The following is a 13,203-nucleotide window of genomic DNA, read 5'->3' as shown; positions in this document are numbered from 1 at the left end:
CATGGAGCATGGCCGGGCGGGGGTCACCCGGAAACGGTCATTACGCGCCAGCCGGAGAGCACGCCGACAGCCGGCCTCGCGCCGAACACCGACGCGGCCCCGACACCAACGGCCGCATGGAGCGCCGCGTCACCAACCTCTCCCAACAGCACGACTAGGGGGTGTCCGGCACCCCCGCCGGGCCGCGGTCATGCCCGTTGCACACCGAGGCGGCGCCGCACGCGGCGGCCCCGGTGCGGATGGGGACGCCGTTGGCGCGCAGCACCTCGCGGACGTCCAGGATCAGGGAGAACACCTCGCGGTTACGGTCACCGCCCTGCTCGTCCCAGGCCCGCTGCTCCGCCTCGACGGCCATCCGGTCCTCGGCGAACACCCGTTCGGTGAAACGCCTGATGAGGGGCCAGGCCAAGTGCAGAGCACCGGGCACGCGCGGCTTCTCGATCATGAGCAGGCCGAAGGTGTGGCAGCGGCGCTGTTCGGCGTCCTCGGGCACGTAGGCGACCCAGAGGCGGAAGGCCGGCCGCTCCGCGTTCTCCGGGACCAGGTCGAGGGTCTGGTACGGGTAGTCGGTACGGATCGTCATGACGTCGCGGGAGTCGTTGCCGCCGATCCCCTCGGCGGCCAGCAGGCCGGCCCCGCGGTTCCGCTTGCCCCCGGCGTGGCTGAACAGGTACCTCGCCTCCACCGACCGCTCGTCGGCGCGCGAGTCGAGCAGCTCGGGGTGGAGCCTCCCGACCACGCCCCGGTGCAGGAACTGGTGGTTCATGTCGAGCAGGTTCTCGTGCATGAACGAGTAGTGGCAGCGCACGGTCCTGGAGTAGGTCATCGTCCGGTACCGGGGCGAGCCGTACGCCGGCAGGTCGGGCAGCGGGGTCGCGGCCGCCTTGTCCGGGTCGCCGGGGAACACGAAGACCAGGCCGTAGGCCTCCCGCACGGGGTAGCAGCGCACGCCGCGCGGGGGCCGGCCGTCGCCTTTGGAGAGGTACGGGATCTGCGAGATGCGGCCGTCGCCGCGGTAGGCCCAGGCGTGATAGCAGCAGCGGAGTGTCTCGCCCTCCACGACACCCGTGCTCAACGGCACCTGCCGGTGGGCGCACCGGTCCTCCAGCGCGTACACGGTGCCGCTGTGCCCGCGGTACAGCGCGATGCGCTCGCCGGCGAACGCCGCCGCGAACGCCCGCTCGCGCCGTACGCTCTTCGACACGGCGACCGGATACCAGAAGTCCGGGTCGGCCCCGACGCGCCGGAGATCGACCATGCCGGTACGCGGGTCACGGTGCGCCGCCGGCCACTCGCGCCCGGCGGTCAGGGCCCCGGCCTCGTGGGTCTCCGTCATACCTCTCCCTCACGCGTACGGGCAGTGACAGCCGCACGTCCCGTCAGGCAGCACCCGGCTGCCGGTGCGGGCACCCGGCACCGCCCATCCTCGCCGCGCCGCACCGCGCACGCCCTGCCCGGCGCGTACGGACGGGTGAGTCGGGCCGGCGGCCGGTCCCGGGCAGACCGGACAGACCCGTGCCGAGCATGATGCGGTCACGGTCTGCTACAGGGTGGCGTCGGCACGGATGACGGTCTCGATGCCGCCGGGCAGCGGATCCGGTGCCCGGTACCGCTCGCGCAGCTGCGTCTCGCCGGCCTCGTCCGCGATCGGCTCGCCGGCACGACGGACCAGGCTCTGCTCGAACGGCACGTGCAGGCAGAACGCGTGAGTCGGCGCGCGGTGGTCGGCCCGCGGTGGTCTGCGCACAGCCACGCGCTCCACGTCAGTCCCGCACGAGTCCGCCGACCCACCAGTCGTGCGGCCTGCCGTCGTTGGCGATGCCGCGGCTGCGCAGCGTCCCTTCGACGGTGAAGCCCAGCCGTTCGGCCACGGCGCGCGATCCGGTGTTGCCGGTCATGGCCCACCATTCGATGCGGTGGACGTCGAGCGTGGCCCACCCCCAGTCGCACAGAGCTCGCGCGGCCTCGACCGAATAGCCTCGGCCGCGCTGCTCCTTGACCGCCCAGTAGCCGAGTTCGTAGACGCCCGCGCTCACCTTGGTCAGACAGTACGAGCCGACGAGCGCGGCACTGTCCTTGCGGAACGCCCCGAGGACGTAGTCCTTGTCGGCGGCCCAGCCCTCGGGCCACTCGTCGAGGACCCTCTTCTCGGCGTCCTGCCGTGCGAAGGGCACGGGCACCGGTGTGTAGAACTGGATGTCCTCGTCCTGGCAGGCGTCGTGCACCGCCTCCACGTCGCCCGGCTCGAAAGCCCTCAGCACCAGGCGCCCGGTCTCAAGTGTCACTGGATCCACCGCGTCAGTATGAGCGCCGCCCAGGGCCCGCGACGAGCGAATATCGCCCCTCGATCCGCCAACGCGCGTTGCTCTGCGGGTGCCGGAGTCGTGCGGCCCCCCTGGTGTGCGGGGAGGTGTTCCGCGACGGACAGGGCGGCGCGGCGCCGGTTCCCCCGGAGACGAGGAGCGTGGTCGGTGTGGCCCGGAACCGCCGGTTGATCCTGAGCTCGCCGTCCGAGGTCTGGGACCTGCTGTCCGAGGGCCATCGCTACGGTGAGTGGGTCTCCGGCACGCAGCAGGTCACGGCCACCGACCCGCACTGGCCGGCAGTGGGCGCCCGTCTGCAAGTCCGGGTGGGTCTGGGCCCGTTGGTGCTGGACGACACCTGCGTCGTACGCATCTGCGAGCCGGGCCGCCGTCTGGAACTGGAAGCCAAGGCGGACCCCTTCGGCGCGGCCCGCATCGCCATGAACCTGATTCCCTGGGGTGAGAACACGCTCTTCGTTCTCGACTGGCATCCCCTGCGCGGCCCCGGCACCCGGATGCACGGGCTCCCGGTGGACTACCTCGTCTCGATCCGCAACGGCATGATGCTGACGAAACTGGCCCGGATCGCCGTGCGCGAGCACCGCGACAGCGTCGGTGGCGTACCGCGGCGCGCCCGCAGCGGCTGAGAACGGCGGAGGGTGGCGGAACGGCCGGGGCGGGGCAGCGACCCGCCCCGCCCCCGGCCCCGCGCTCACTCCTCGTCGCGCAGCCGGCCCGCCAGTGACGTCAGCGCCTCCGTCTCCTCGGTGTGCCCCAGGGCTGTCAGGCGGACGACGGCCGCGTCCAGCCGGGTGAGGGCGGGGGCGGGGCGCTCCAGATAGAGGCCCTCCACGACACCCGCGAGGCGCACGCACTCGGCCCACTCGCCGGCCCGGTCGTCGTCCCGCCCCGGCTCGCCGAGCAGCGTCAGTGCCTTGTCCAGAGCCGCCAGAGCGTCCTCGTACGCGCCGGCGAAGGCGTTGACCCGCCCGTGTTCGTAGGCCAGGGCCGTGTCCAGGGAGCGGCCCTGGGCCTCGTACCCGGCGGTGCGGGCCTCGTCGGCGACCCGGCCGGCGTCGGCGAGAACGGCGAGGGCGTCGGGCAGCCCGTCCGCGCCCTGCTGCTGCGCCTGCAGACGGGCGAGTTCGCGCAGGGAGTTGCTGAGGTACTCGTAGCGCGGGTCCTCGGCGTGGGCGGCGAGCGCCTGGTCCGCGGCCTCCCGGGCCCGGCCGAACTCACCGGACTCGGCGAGCAGTACGGCCGTCTCCGCGGCGATCATGGCGTGGCTGCCCCGGTCGTCGTCCCAGCCGGCCGACTCGGCCGCGAGCGCGACGAGCTCGGCCGTGGCGGCCTTGAGGTCCTCCCCCGTGTGCAGTGCACGGGCGCGGGTCAGTCGCAGCTGGGCCACGAGCCGGTCGTCCAGCTCTCCGGCGGCCACGTCCGGCTCGGCCAGCAGGGAGTCGAGCAGCGCGATGCAGTCCTCGACGCGGCCCAGGTCGAGACTGAGCTGGGCGGCGTTGCTGTAGGTGCAGTACGCGTCGGTCCGGTTGCCGTGCCGCAGGTCCAGCTCCGCCGCGCGCGTCAGGTGCCGCAGCGCCTCCTCGGGTCGGCCCAGGTGCATGCAGGCCTCGGCCAGGTCGGCGTGCAGGCGGGTGGTGCCGACCGCGTCGGCGGGCCGGTCGGCGGCCAGCCGCAGGCCCTCGGCCAGATCGGTGTACGCGGCCTGGGCGTCCTGGAGGACGAGCCGGATCCTGCCGCGCAGTCCGAGCGTGCGGGGCAGGTGCCAGGCGGGGCCGTGCGCCGTCAGCCGGTCCAGGAGGGCGTCGGTCTCGGTGACCGCCGCGGGCAGGTCGCCGGAGACGGCGTACGCGGTGGCCCGCAGCATGTGTGCGCCCGAGATCTGCCCGGCGATGTCGTGCCGGGCGGCGAACTCGCGGAGCAGGTCCGCCTCGGCGAAGACCGGCGCGGCGTGTTCCTGGCTGCGGGTCGTCTGCAGACGCAGGGCGAGCGCGGTCGCCCTCAGCCGCAGCAGGCGTGCCTCCTGGTGCGGGGTCAGGCCGGGTGTCTGCGCGTGCGTGCGGACCAGGGCCGCGTGGGCGTCGGTGAGGGCGGCGGCCTTCGCCTCCGGTCCGTCGGCGCCCTCCGCGAGGATCTCGGCGTTCGCGAGCAGGACGCGGGCCCGGGCGAGCGCGGCTTCGCCCGGCTCGCCGGCGTCGTCGTACAGGCCCGCGGCCTCGTCGTTCAGTGCGGCGGCGTCGGTGAACCGGTCCTTCTCGTGGGCCCGGTTCGCCTCTTCCGCCAGCAGGTCCGCGCGCAGCCGGCCGACCGGTCCCACGGCCGGGTCGTCGGGGTGGGTGTAGCCGCGGGCGGCGACGAGTGTGCGCAGCCGCGCCCAGCAGGCCCGCGCGTCGGGGTGGCCCTGCTCGTCCAGCGTCCGTGCGCGCAGGACGAGGTCGGCGAGCGTTTCGGGAACGGCGGGGGCCGGGCGGACGGCCGCCGGGGCGGCGGGGGCGGCCGGGGTCACGTCGTCGAGGCTGCGGGTGCGCAGGGTCAGCTCCAGGGTGTCCAGGAGCGGGACGCGGTCCAGACGGTCCCTGCGGCGGTCGGTGTGGGCCGTGGTTCCGTTGCGCGCGTCGAAGCGGGCGGCGAGGTCGTCGGCGCGGCTTCGCACCTCGGCGCGCAGGGCGGCGGCGGTCCAGGTGCGGCCCGCGTGACCGGCGGCGGGCAGCTCGCCGTGGCCGAGGAGTTCGACGCGCTGGAGGAGGACCTCCACGCCGGTGAGGAAGTCGAGCTGGTCGAGGGGCGAGTCGACCTCGTCGAACAGGTTCCGGTTCTCGGCGAGCAGCTCCAGGCCGCGGGCCTCGTTGCCGGTCAGCGCGCAGAACTCCAGGTGCCGTCCGACCTCCCCGGACATCGAGGGGTTGCGGCGGCAGCCGCGGTAGCCGGCGAGGTGCAGTTCGCGGGCCCGCTCGGCGTGCCCGGTGCGCAGCAGAGGCAGCAGCGCGTACGACAGGGAGCGGGCGGGCTCTTCCTGGCAGGACTCCTTGCCGGCCAGGACGGGCTCCCAGACGCGCAGGGCGTGCTCGTCGTCGCCGGCGGCCAGGTGGTGGCGGGCGCGTCGGCAGATCTCACAGGCCTCGCAGTCGCTGAGCCGGGTGCGGGTGCGGGCGGCCCACAACTCGTAGGCGAGGGCGGTGTCCTCACCGATGTGGACGGCGAGCTGGTACGCCTCCCCGTAGTAGGGCTGGAGGCCGAGGCCGGCCCGCTCGTAGCGGTCGCGCATCTCGGTCAGCCACTGGCGCAGGCTGGTCAGCGGTATCTCGGGCAGGGCGCGCAGGGCGTTGGACACCCACTTGAACCGCCAGAACAACAGATGGCGCAGGGACTCGTCGAAAACGTCGGGCTGCTCGTCGAAGAGGGTGAGCAGACGCGCGAAGACGACGGGCGACTTCCGGGGTTCGGAACCGTAGGTGTACGCCTCCTGGAGTTCGAGGAGGGTGCGGAAGAGCGGCAGGGGCTGCGCGAACTGCTCTGCGGCGTCGACGAGTTCCTCGGCGGTGACGGTGCGGGTGCGGCCGTAGGGACGCCGTTGGTTCTCCTGGAGCGCCCGGTACAGCTCGTCGGTGTTCTGGGGATGGGGTGCGGTGGGCATCGTCAGCTGTCCTTGCGGAGGGCGTGGGCGAGCAAGTCGAGGAAGGAGCGGTTGATGAGGCTCGATTCGGCGGGCCTGAGGGGGCGCCGGGAGAGCATCGCGGCCTGTCCGTACAGGGCTTCGGCGCTGGTGCGGGCCAGTTCGGGCTCGTCGATGGCGACGGCGGTGCGGACCAGCGGATTGAGCTGGTTGAGGATCAGCTGGGCCCGCGGTGCCTCGTGGCGCAGGGCGCCGAGGATGTCGCCCCACAGGCCGCCCTCCTGCTCACGGGCGAGCTGGGAGCGGGTGCGTTCGTGCCGGGCCTCGCGGCTGTCGATGAGCAGGGCCGGCGCGGAGACGGGCTGGAAGGTGCGCAGGGCGACGTCGCAGTCGAAGACGGCCAGGGCGTCACGGGCCTGCGCGAGATAGGCCGCGGCGGCGAGCTCCGTCTCCCGGTCGACGGGGTCGAGGTGGGCGGTCAGGGTCGCCGGGTCGAGGTCGGCGACGGTGGCCCCGGGCCTGATCTCGGGCAGCCGGTGGACCAGTTCACGGTCGTAGGTGTAGCCGCCGTTGACGACACCGAGCCCGGCGGCCGAGGCGATCGCGGCGACCTGACGGAACTCCTCCACGCTCGACGTCACCAGCACGGTGCGGTGGGTGCGGGCGAACTCGTCCAGGGTGCAGTGCCCGTCGGTGGTCTCGAACGGCAGCCAGGGCAGCAGCATCCGCAGGATCTCGTCGTCGTGCACGGCGAGGGACTTCACGGCCAGGTGGTGGGCCTGGAGGAAGCGGCCGAGCAGGTCCGGGTCGCCGGCCGCGGTCCGGGCGATCCAGTCGCGCAGCCGCTCGGCGAGGGCGTCGCGGACGGCGGCGAGGGTGGCGTCCTCGTAGAGGGACTCGCGGGACGCCGTGGGGCGCAGGCTCTCGGCGTCGACGACACAGCGGACGAAGAACGCCCAGTCGGGCAGGATCTCCTCGGCCTGCTCGGACAGCAGCATGCCCTTGACGTGCACACGGTGGCCGTGGTTGCGCCCGGCCGGCACCGTCTCGGGCAGGATGCAGGCGATGCCCTTCAGGCCCACGACGGGCAGGTCCAGCTCGATGGTGTCCAGCGGCTTGAAGCCGAAGACCTCCTCACCGTATGCGGTCAGGGCCCGGGAGCGGGACCCCGGCGTGGCATACGAACGCGCCCAGGGGGCGGGCTCGGGATTGACGGGCGTGCCGGGGCGCTCCGGGCCGCCCGTGCCGTCGTCGAAGGTGACCGGGTGGCGCAGCAGAGAGCCGAAGTGGCGGGCCAGTGCGTGCACTTGCGCCGGCCGGGTCCACTCCCCCGCGTCGGCGCGCGGCGTCAGGGTGACCGTGGTGCCGGGCCGGGGGCGGGCGGACGCGGGCAGGGTGCGGACGGTGTAGCTGCCGTCGCCGCGCCCGCGCCACTCCACGGCGGGTGCGTCGGGGGTGCGGGCGGAGCGGCTCAGGACCTGGATCTCGTCCGCGACCAGGAAGCAGGAGAGCAGGCCGATGCCGAACTGGCCGATGAAGTCGGCGCGTTGCTCGGCGACCTGCTCGGCGCGCTTGCTGCTGCGGCCGATCGTGGCGAGGAAGGTGTGCACGTCGGCCTCGGTGAGTCCGACGCCGTCGTCCTCGACACGTACCACCGAGCCGTCGGCGTACAGGCGCACGCCGAAAACGTCGGCGGGGGCGGCCGGTTCGAGGGCGTGCCGGGCGGTCAGCGCGTCCACCGCGTTCTGCATGAGTTCACGCAGGTAGACGCGGGGGCTGGAGTAGAGGTGGTGGGAGAGGAGGTCCACCAGGCCGCGGAGGTCGACCTGGAAGGTGCGGTCGGTGGCGGCCTGGTCGGTGGCGTGGTGACGCAACGGCATGGGGCAGTCCGGGGTGGAGGGAACGGCGGGGTGGGCGATGGTCCGCGGACCGGGCCGAGGACGGCCGGGGCGGGGCGGCCGGCGGCTCAGAAGGCCTTGCGGAAGCGCGCGTACACCTTCTGCGGGTCCGCCATGAAGGTCCACGGCCACTCGGTGAACACGCCTTCCAGCTCGCGGAAGACATTGGAGGCGGTGCTGCTGCCCGCCAGCGACAGGGCCATGGCGAAGATGTTGTAGTCACCCTGCCAGCCCAGGCGGCGCTCGTACGCGTGATGCAGGATGCTGCGCTCGGCCGCTTCCCTCAACTCGGTCCGGATCCGCGGGTGCTGCAGGCAGTCGCGGTGGTCGGACTCCACCCAGTCCTCGATGTGCGCCATGGCGACGGCGCAGCCGAGCCGGTGCCCGTCGGGCGCGCCGGCGAAGGCCTTCCTGGCGAACTCGAGGGCCTGGCCCGGCTCTCCGCCCCAGCGGGGCTGGAGGTGCGACACCCACTCCAGGTGGAGGTCCAGGTTCAGGGGATCACGCCGCAGGCCGGCTGCGAGCCGGGCCTCCTGGACGCTGTCGTCGAGGGACATGCCGCGTCCCGAGGTGAGCAGATGGCGCCACGGTGTGACCCAGTCGGGCCGCAGCTCGGCGGCCTCCAGCAGGTGCTCCTCGGCGATGCGCAACCGCTCGTAGAAGGTCTGCCACTGGTCGCGGCCGACGTCCACGGCACGGGCGGACGTACGCGCTTCCCAGCCCCAGGCGACGTGGCGCGCACCCGATATCAGCAGGGCGGTCGCCCGGAGTTCCTTGTCGTCCTCGTCCTCCTCGGCGGCCCGGACGATCCATTCCTCCAGACCGTCCACATCGGTCAGTTGCCCCAGGACAGCTTGTTCGCTGCCGAGGTCGAAGGGGGCGAGGGCGGCCTTGACCGCCGCCCAGTCACCGGCGTCGGCCGCTTCCACCAGGGCGAGTACCCGGGCGTCCCCGAGTGCGCGCAGTCGGTACGTCCCGTTCTTCTGCCTGCGCGAGACGGGCAGGGCGTGCGGATCCGCCGTCGGTCTCTCCCCGCCCCCACCGAACAGCTTGCCGAACATGCCGCGCCCTCCCCTGCTCCCGCGTGATCTTCCGGTGCAGCATAGGCGGACCCACCGACATGCTCTCCACCGGGTTTTCACGGGCGCTTCACGAGACGGGACGGTACAAGTCCGGCTCTCCCGCCCGGTCAGCGGCCATCGTGGCGGGGCCTGGAACGTCCCGGGCCGCTACGGCTGGGTCGGCTGCACGGGCACGGCGGCGCACATCGACCCGTCCACGGGAACGGTCGCCGTCCTCCTCACCCAGGTGGCGATGGAGAGCCCGACGCCCACACCGCTCATGCGGGACTTCTGGAGGAGCGCGGCAGGCGGCTGAAGCCGTTCGGCCGGAGGCCCTCGCCCGTTCGGGTCAGCTGTCGGGGATGCGCAGGGCCAGTACGGCGACGTCGTCGTCGTTGCCGGCGGGGCGGACACGGCGCAGGAGCTGGTCGGTGAACGAGGTGAGGGGCCGGTGGGCCAGTGCGGCGGCGTGCTGGCGCAGTCGGTCCAGTCCCTCGTCGAGGGTGCGGCGGGGCGCTTCGACGAGTCCGTCCGTGTACAGCACCAGGGTGGAACCGGGCGGGAGCTGCGCGGTGGCGTCCGGGCGCCGGGTGCCGGTCTGGGTGCCCAGCAGGATGCCGTGGCCGTCGGTGAGGTAGCGGGCCAGGCCGTCCCGGCTGATCAGCAGCGGCGGCGGGTGACCGGCGTTGGTCCAGGACAGCTGCCATCCGTCGTCGGCCGGTTCGATCCGGGCGAAGATCGTCGTGGCCATGGTGACGTCGGTGATGTGCTGGATCGCCTCGTCGAGCCGTTCGACGATCCGGCTGGGAGGCTCGTGCTGGGACCAGGCGTAGGCCCGGAGCATGTTGCGGACCTGCGCCATGCCGGCCGCCGCCTCCAGGTCGTGGCCGACGACGTCCCCGATGGCCAGCGCGGTGGACGCGTCGGACAGGGGGAAGGCGTCGTACCAGTCGCCGCCGACCTGGGAGGCGTCGGGTGCGGGCAGATAGCGGACGGTCATCTGCAGGCCGGAGACACCCGGCATCTGCGGCAGCAGATGGTTCTGCATGGTCTCGGCGACCTTGCGCTGGCGCTGGAAGAGGCGCGCGTTGTCCAGGGCGAGGCCGGCCCGGCGCGCGATGTCCTCGATCAGGGGGAGGTCGACGGGCGTGAAGGCCGCCGACTTCTCGTCGCGGCCCAGGGTCAGCGCTCCCAGGACGGCGCGGGTGGAGCGGATGGGCGCGATGGCCGCGGAGCGCATCCCGGTGACGTCGAACAGGCGGCGCTGCTCGACCGCGATGCCGGAGTCCGGTGCCCCCTGGTAGGTCTGCGGGCCGGCCAGGTTGGAGGCGACCCCGCGCAGGGCCCTGGACAGGGGCATCGGGGATTCCTCGGGGATCGGCGGCATCGGTCCCTGCAGATCCTCGTGGTGCGTGAGCTTCTCGCCGTCGGCGTGGACCACGAGGGTGCGCCACACCTCGTCGCGCTCGGTGATCAGGTCGACGACCACCCAGTCCGCGAGGCGCGGCAGGACCAGGGTCACCAGCCGGCGCAGCGCCTCGTCCACGTCGAGCGTGGAGGTGAGCTGCGTGGTGGTCTCGGCCAGCAGGGCGAGCCGTGCCAGCTCCGACAGCGGCCGCCCCCTCGGCTCCGGCTCCCGCTCCGGCTCGGCGGCCTGCGGGTGGCCGGGGGCGTGAAAGACGACGAGCGTGCCGTCGTCCCGGCCGTCGAGGTCGTACGGCGTGATCATCCAGGAGATGCGCAGCACGGTGCCGTCGCCGCGGGCGAAGTAGTCCTCGTCGGCCTGGGCGGTGCGCCCGGCGTGGAAGGCCTGCCGCATGGCGCACTGGGTTCTCGGCAGGGGCTGCCCCTGTGGGCCGCGGTGCAGCAGGTCGTGCGCGTCCTGCCCGATCAGGTCGGCGGCGGGTCGGCCCAGCAGCTGCTCGGCGTGGGCGTTCACGGCGATGATGCAGCCCTGCTCGTCCACGAGGTAGGCGCCGGCGCCGATGGCTTCCAGGGACGCGGTCGAGGCGACGGACGCTGTCGGCACGGACGACCCGTGAACGGACTCCGTGTGCTCCGGCCCCGTCATCGCGGCCTCCCTGCTGATCGGGCCGGCCTCCCGCTCGCCGGCGTCCCCTGCTTGCTTGCCTTCCCCGTATGCCCATACGAGAGAAGATTCCACGTGCCGGGGCCACGTCACTGCTGCGTGCGTCCCTTGCGGGCCTTTGACCTGCGGTCGTCGGGAAAACACGGCGTCCGGCGGGGACGAGCTCGCAAGCGCGTGTCCGCCGGGGCGGGGCAGCCCGGTGGACGCCTTCAGCTCAGGTCGAGGTCGGCGTGCAGCAGGCTGTGGTCCGAGTACGCGGTCGGATGCACGCGGTGCCTGAGCGGGACGACGCCTCGCAGGAACACGTAGTCGAACTTGCTCTGCCAGTCGGTCGTCGGCCCGCAGGCGCCGGTGGGCGACGGACGGCACTGCGGGTCGGCATCCGTGGCCAGCGCCCAGACGGCGGACAGTTCCGGGGCGTCCGGCACGGCGTTGAAGTCGCCGAGGACGATCGCGCGGTCGTGCCGGGCGACCTCCGACGCGAGCACGCGGGTCTGCTCCGCCCGGACCTCCTCCTGACGTCGCTGGGCGAGATGGGTGTTGAAGACCCGGACGGACCGGCCGTCGACGGTGGTGGTGACGGCCATGTACCCGCGGTCCTCGGAGCCGCCGTCGGGATACTCCACGGTGACCGGGTCCGTCATCGGCGCGGCCGACAGGAGCGCCTGGCCGAAGGCCCCGGGGCTCCACGGCGTCCCCCCGCACCGGCCCCACTTGCGCATCACCGACCCGTACTCGACGTGGTAGGCCAGCCCGTGCAGGTTCCGCAGATACTCCCGGATCCGCTCGACGTCACGCACGCACGCTTCCTGAAGGCCGACGACCTGGGGCGCGTACGCGGCGATCTCCGCGGCCTTGTCGACGTCGCTCGCCTCGCAGGGGTTGCAGATGTTCCACGTCATGACCCGGTTCGGCACGGCGTCCCTGGCCGCCACGGCGGGCTGCGCCCCGGCGAAGAGGGCACCGTCGGGTGCGCTGGGTCCGACGAGCACCACGCCGACCGCCAGCATGACGCCCGCGAGCAACCGCGCGCCCGTGCGCCTGTCGAGCACCATCGCCTCCTCAAGGTGGACACGTCCGGCCTCCGGCGCCTCCCCGCACGAGGTTATGGGACGGGATCGTCGGCAACCCAGGGGATGGGCGATCTCGTTGCCGACGTCACCGTTCACGCTCACTCGGTCCACGGCCCGCCGAAGAGGCGCCGGGGCGAAAGGCGCCGGGGCTCGCGCCGCGCTCCGTGCGGGACCGAAAGGCCCCCGCGGGGCTCGGCCCCCGCGCCTCCGTGCGGGAACGAAGGCGCCACGGCTCGCGCCGCGCACCGTGGTGCTGGCGCCTTCGGCGGTGAGGGACAAGGCTGTGCGTAGGGTGGCCGGACTGATGATCGACGCGGGCGGTGCGACATGGAGTGGCAGAAGTTCGCCGAGGAAATGGCCGTGCTGGCGCGGACCCTGCTGAAGCAGGAGTCCGTGCAGCAGACACTGGACGAGATCGTGGCGTCGGCCGTGAGGCTGGTGGACGGCTGTGACGCGGCGGGGATCCTCGCGGTGCGCAAGGGCCGTGCCGTCACGCTCTCCTCCTGCGGTGACATGGTCGAGGAGTCCGACCGTCGGCAGGGCGAGCTGGGCGAGGGGCCGTGCTTCGATCTCGCCCGCCGCTCCGACGACGAGCGCGTGTTCCGGATCGTGGACATGACCCGCCCCCAGCCGGACTGGCCCCGATACGCCGAGGCCGCCCGCGCTCTCGGCATCGGCAGCATGTCCGGGGTCCTGCTCTACACCCACGACGAGGACTTCGGCGCGCTCAATCTGTACGCCCGCCGCCCGGGCACCTTCACCGAGGACATCGCGACCGCCGGCTGGCTGCTGGCCTCGCACGCCGCCGTCGCCCTCGCGGACGCCCGCACCATCGACCAGCTCGAACACGCGCTGGAGACCCGGCACGCCATCGGCGAGGCCATGGGCATCCTCATGGAGCGCCACGGGATGAGCGACGAGGACGCCTTCGGCGTGCTGCGCAACATCTCCCAGCACCACAACATCAAGCTGCGCGACGTCGCGCAGCGGATCCGGGAGAAGCGCTCCGGCAAGCAGTCCTGAGCGCCCTGGACGAGCCCATCAGACATCCCATGTAGGAGAGCGAAGCGTCCCTCTCCTGGCCACCCCTGCACCCGGCGGCCGCCCCGACGGCCCCACATAGCGCCTGCTCATAAAGGTTTTGCCGC

General features: G+C 73.1%; 10 protein-coding genes and 1 pseudogene. 3 read left to right on the top strand and 8 right to left on the bottom strand.

What is annotated here, in order from left to right; translation table 11 throughout:
- Positions 1 to 154 precede the first annotated feature (154 nt).
- The 3 genes from ACFCXS_RS17260 to ACFCXS_RS17250 all read right to left on the bottom strand — a co-directional run bounded on the left by ACFCXS_RS17260 (position 155) and on the right by ACFCXS_RS17250 (position 2,294).
- Complete coding sequence (locus ACFCXS_RS17260; RefSeq protein ID WP_376644166.1) at positions 155 to 1,336, bottom strand: Rieske 2Fe-2S domain-containing protein; 1,182 nt, start codon at positions 1,334 to 1,336, stop codon at positions 155 to 157.
- A 207-nt stretch (positions 1,337 to 1,543) separates the two neighbouring features.
- Positions 1,544 to 1,747, bottom strand: coding sequence for a hypothetical protein (locus ACFCXS_RS17255; protein WP_376644165.1), 204 nt, complete (start codon positions 1,745 to 1,747; stop codon positions 1,544 to 1,546).
- A 16-nt stretch (positions 1,748 to 1,763) separates the two neighbouring features.
- Positions 1,764 to 2,294 carry a GNAT family N-acetyltransferase gene (locus ACFCXS_RS17250; RefSeq protein WP_376644164.1) on the bottom strand — a complete coding sequence of 177 codons (531 nt, stop codon included), beginning with the start codon at positions 2,292 to 2,294 and terminating at the stop codon, positions 1,764 to 1,766.
- 179 nt (positions 2,295 to 2,473) lie between these two features.
- On the opposite strand from ACFCXS_RS17250, the gene ACFCXS_RS17245 reads away from it, so the two are divergent.
- On the top strand, positions 2,474 to 2,950 hold the full coding sequence (locus ACFCXS_RS17245) for an SRPBCC family protein (RefSeq protein WP_376644163.1): 477 nt from the start codon (positions 2,474 to 2,476) through the stop codon (positions 2,948 to 2,950).
- 65 nt (positions 2,951 to 3,015) lie between these two features.
- Here ACFCXS_RS17245 and ACFCXS_RS17240 read toward each other — a convergent pair whose 3' ends face one another.
- The 3 genes from ACFCXS_RS17240 to ACFCXS_RS17230 form a co-directional block, all read right to left on the bottom strand.
- Positions 3,016 to 5,955, bottom strand: a complete 2,940-nt coding sequence (locus ACFCXS_RS17240) for a hypothetical protein (protein WP_376644162.1) — start codon at positions 5,953 to 5,955, stop codon at positions 3,016 to 3,018.
- Between the two features lie 2 nt (positions 5,956 to 5,957).
- Positions 5,958 to 7,814: an HSP90 family protein gene (locus ACFCXS_RS17235; RefSeq protein WP_376644161.1), complete on the bottom strand. Its 1,857-nt coding sequence runs from the start codon at positions 7,812 to 7,814 to the stop codon at positions 5,958 to 5,960.
- A gap of 86 nt (positions 7,815 to 7,900) precedes the next feature.
- Complete coding sequence (locus tag ACFCXS_RS17230) at positions 7,901 to 8,893, bottom strand: hypothetical protein (protein ID WP_376644160.1); 993 nt, start codon at positions 8,891 to 8,893, stop codon at positions 7,901 to 7,903.
- A 151-nt stretch (positions 8,894 to 9,044) separates the two neighbouring features.
- Between ACFCXS_RS17230 and ACFCXS_RS17225 the strand changes: the two are divergent.
- Positions 9,045 to 9,209: pseudogene (locus ACFCXS_RS17225) on the top strand (serine hydrolase); the annotation flags it as partial.
- A gap of 33 nt (positions 9,210 to 9,242) precedes the next feature.
- On the opposite strand, the gene ACFCXS_RS17220 reads toward ACFCXS_RS17225, so the two are convergent.
- Positions 9,243 to 10,964: a SpoIIE family protein phosphatase gene (locus ACFCXS_RS17220; protein ID WP_376644159.1), complete on the bottom strand. Its 1,722-nt coding sequence runs from the start codon at positions 10,962 to 10,964 to the stop codon at positions 9,243 to 9,245.
- A gap of 227 nt (positions 10,965 to 11,191) precedes the next feature.
- On the bottom strand, positions 11,192 to 12,037 hold the full coding sequence (locus ACFCXS_RS17215; RefSeq protein ID WP_376644158.1) for an endonuclease/exonuclease/phosphatase family protein: 846 nt from the start codon (positions 12,035 to 12,037) through the stop codon (positions 11,192 to 11,194).
- 345 nt (positions 12,038 to 12,382) lie between these two features.
- Here ACFCXS_RS17215 and ACFCXS_RS17210 point away from each other — a divergent pair, with 345 nt between their 5' ends.
- Complete coding sequence (locus tag ACFCXS_RS17210; RefSeq protein ID WP_376644157.1) at positions 12,383 to 13,078, top strand: GAF and ANTAR domain-containing protein; 696 nt, start codon at positions 12,383 to 12,385, stop codon at positions 13,076 to 13,078.
- Positions 13,079 to 13,203: the final 125 nt, after the last annotated feature.

Source organism: Streptomyces sp. NPDC056373, assembly GCF_042262425.1.
Classification (GTDB): domain Bacteria; phylum Actinomycetota; class Actinomycetes; order Streptomycetales; family Streptomycetaceae; genus Streptomyces.
The sequence above is the reverse complement of the archived record's forward strand: the minus strand, read 5'-3'. Positions and strand labels throughout refer to the sequence as shown.

Bases quoted from the DNA above. Each gene is read 5' to 3' on its own strand.
- ACFCXS_RS17260 (WP_376644166.1), bottom strand. From the start codon at position 1,336: ATGACGGAGACCCACGAGGCCGGGGCCCTGACCGCCGGGCGCGAGTGG.
- ACFCXS_RS17240 (WP_376644162.1), bottom strand. From the start codon at position 5,955: ATGCCCACCGCACCCCATCCCCAGAACACCGACGAGCTGTACCGGGCG.
- ACFCXS_RS17235 (WP_376644161.1), bottom strand. From the start codon at position 7,814: ATGCCGTTGCGTCACCACGCCACCGACCAGGCCGCCACCGACCGCACC.
- ACFCXS_RS17230 (WP_376644160.1), bottom strand. From the start codon at position 8,893: ATGTTCGGCAAGCTGTTCGGTGGGGGCGGGGAGAGACCGACGGCGGAT.
- ACFCXS_RS17220 (WP_376644159.1), bottom strand. From the start codon at position 10,964: ATGACGGGGCCGGAGCACACGGAGTCCGTTCACGGGTCGTCCGTGCCG.
- ACFCXS_RS17215 (WP_376644158.1), bottom strand. From the start codon at position 12,037: ATGGTGCTCGACAGGCGCACGGGCGCGCGGTTGCTCGCGGGCGTCATG.
- ACFCXS_RS17210 (WP_376644157.1), top strand. From the start codon at position 12,383: ATGGAGTGGCAGAAGTTCGCCGAGGAAATGGCCGTGCTGGCGCGGACC.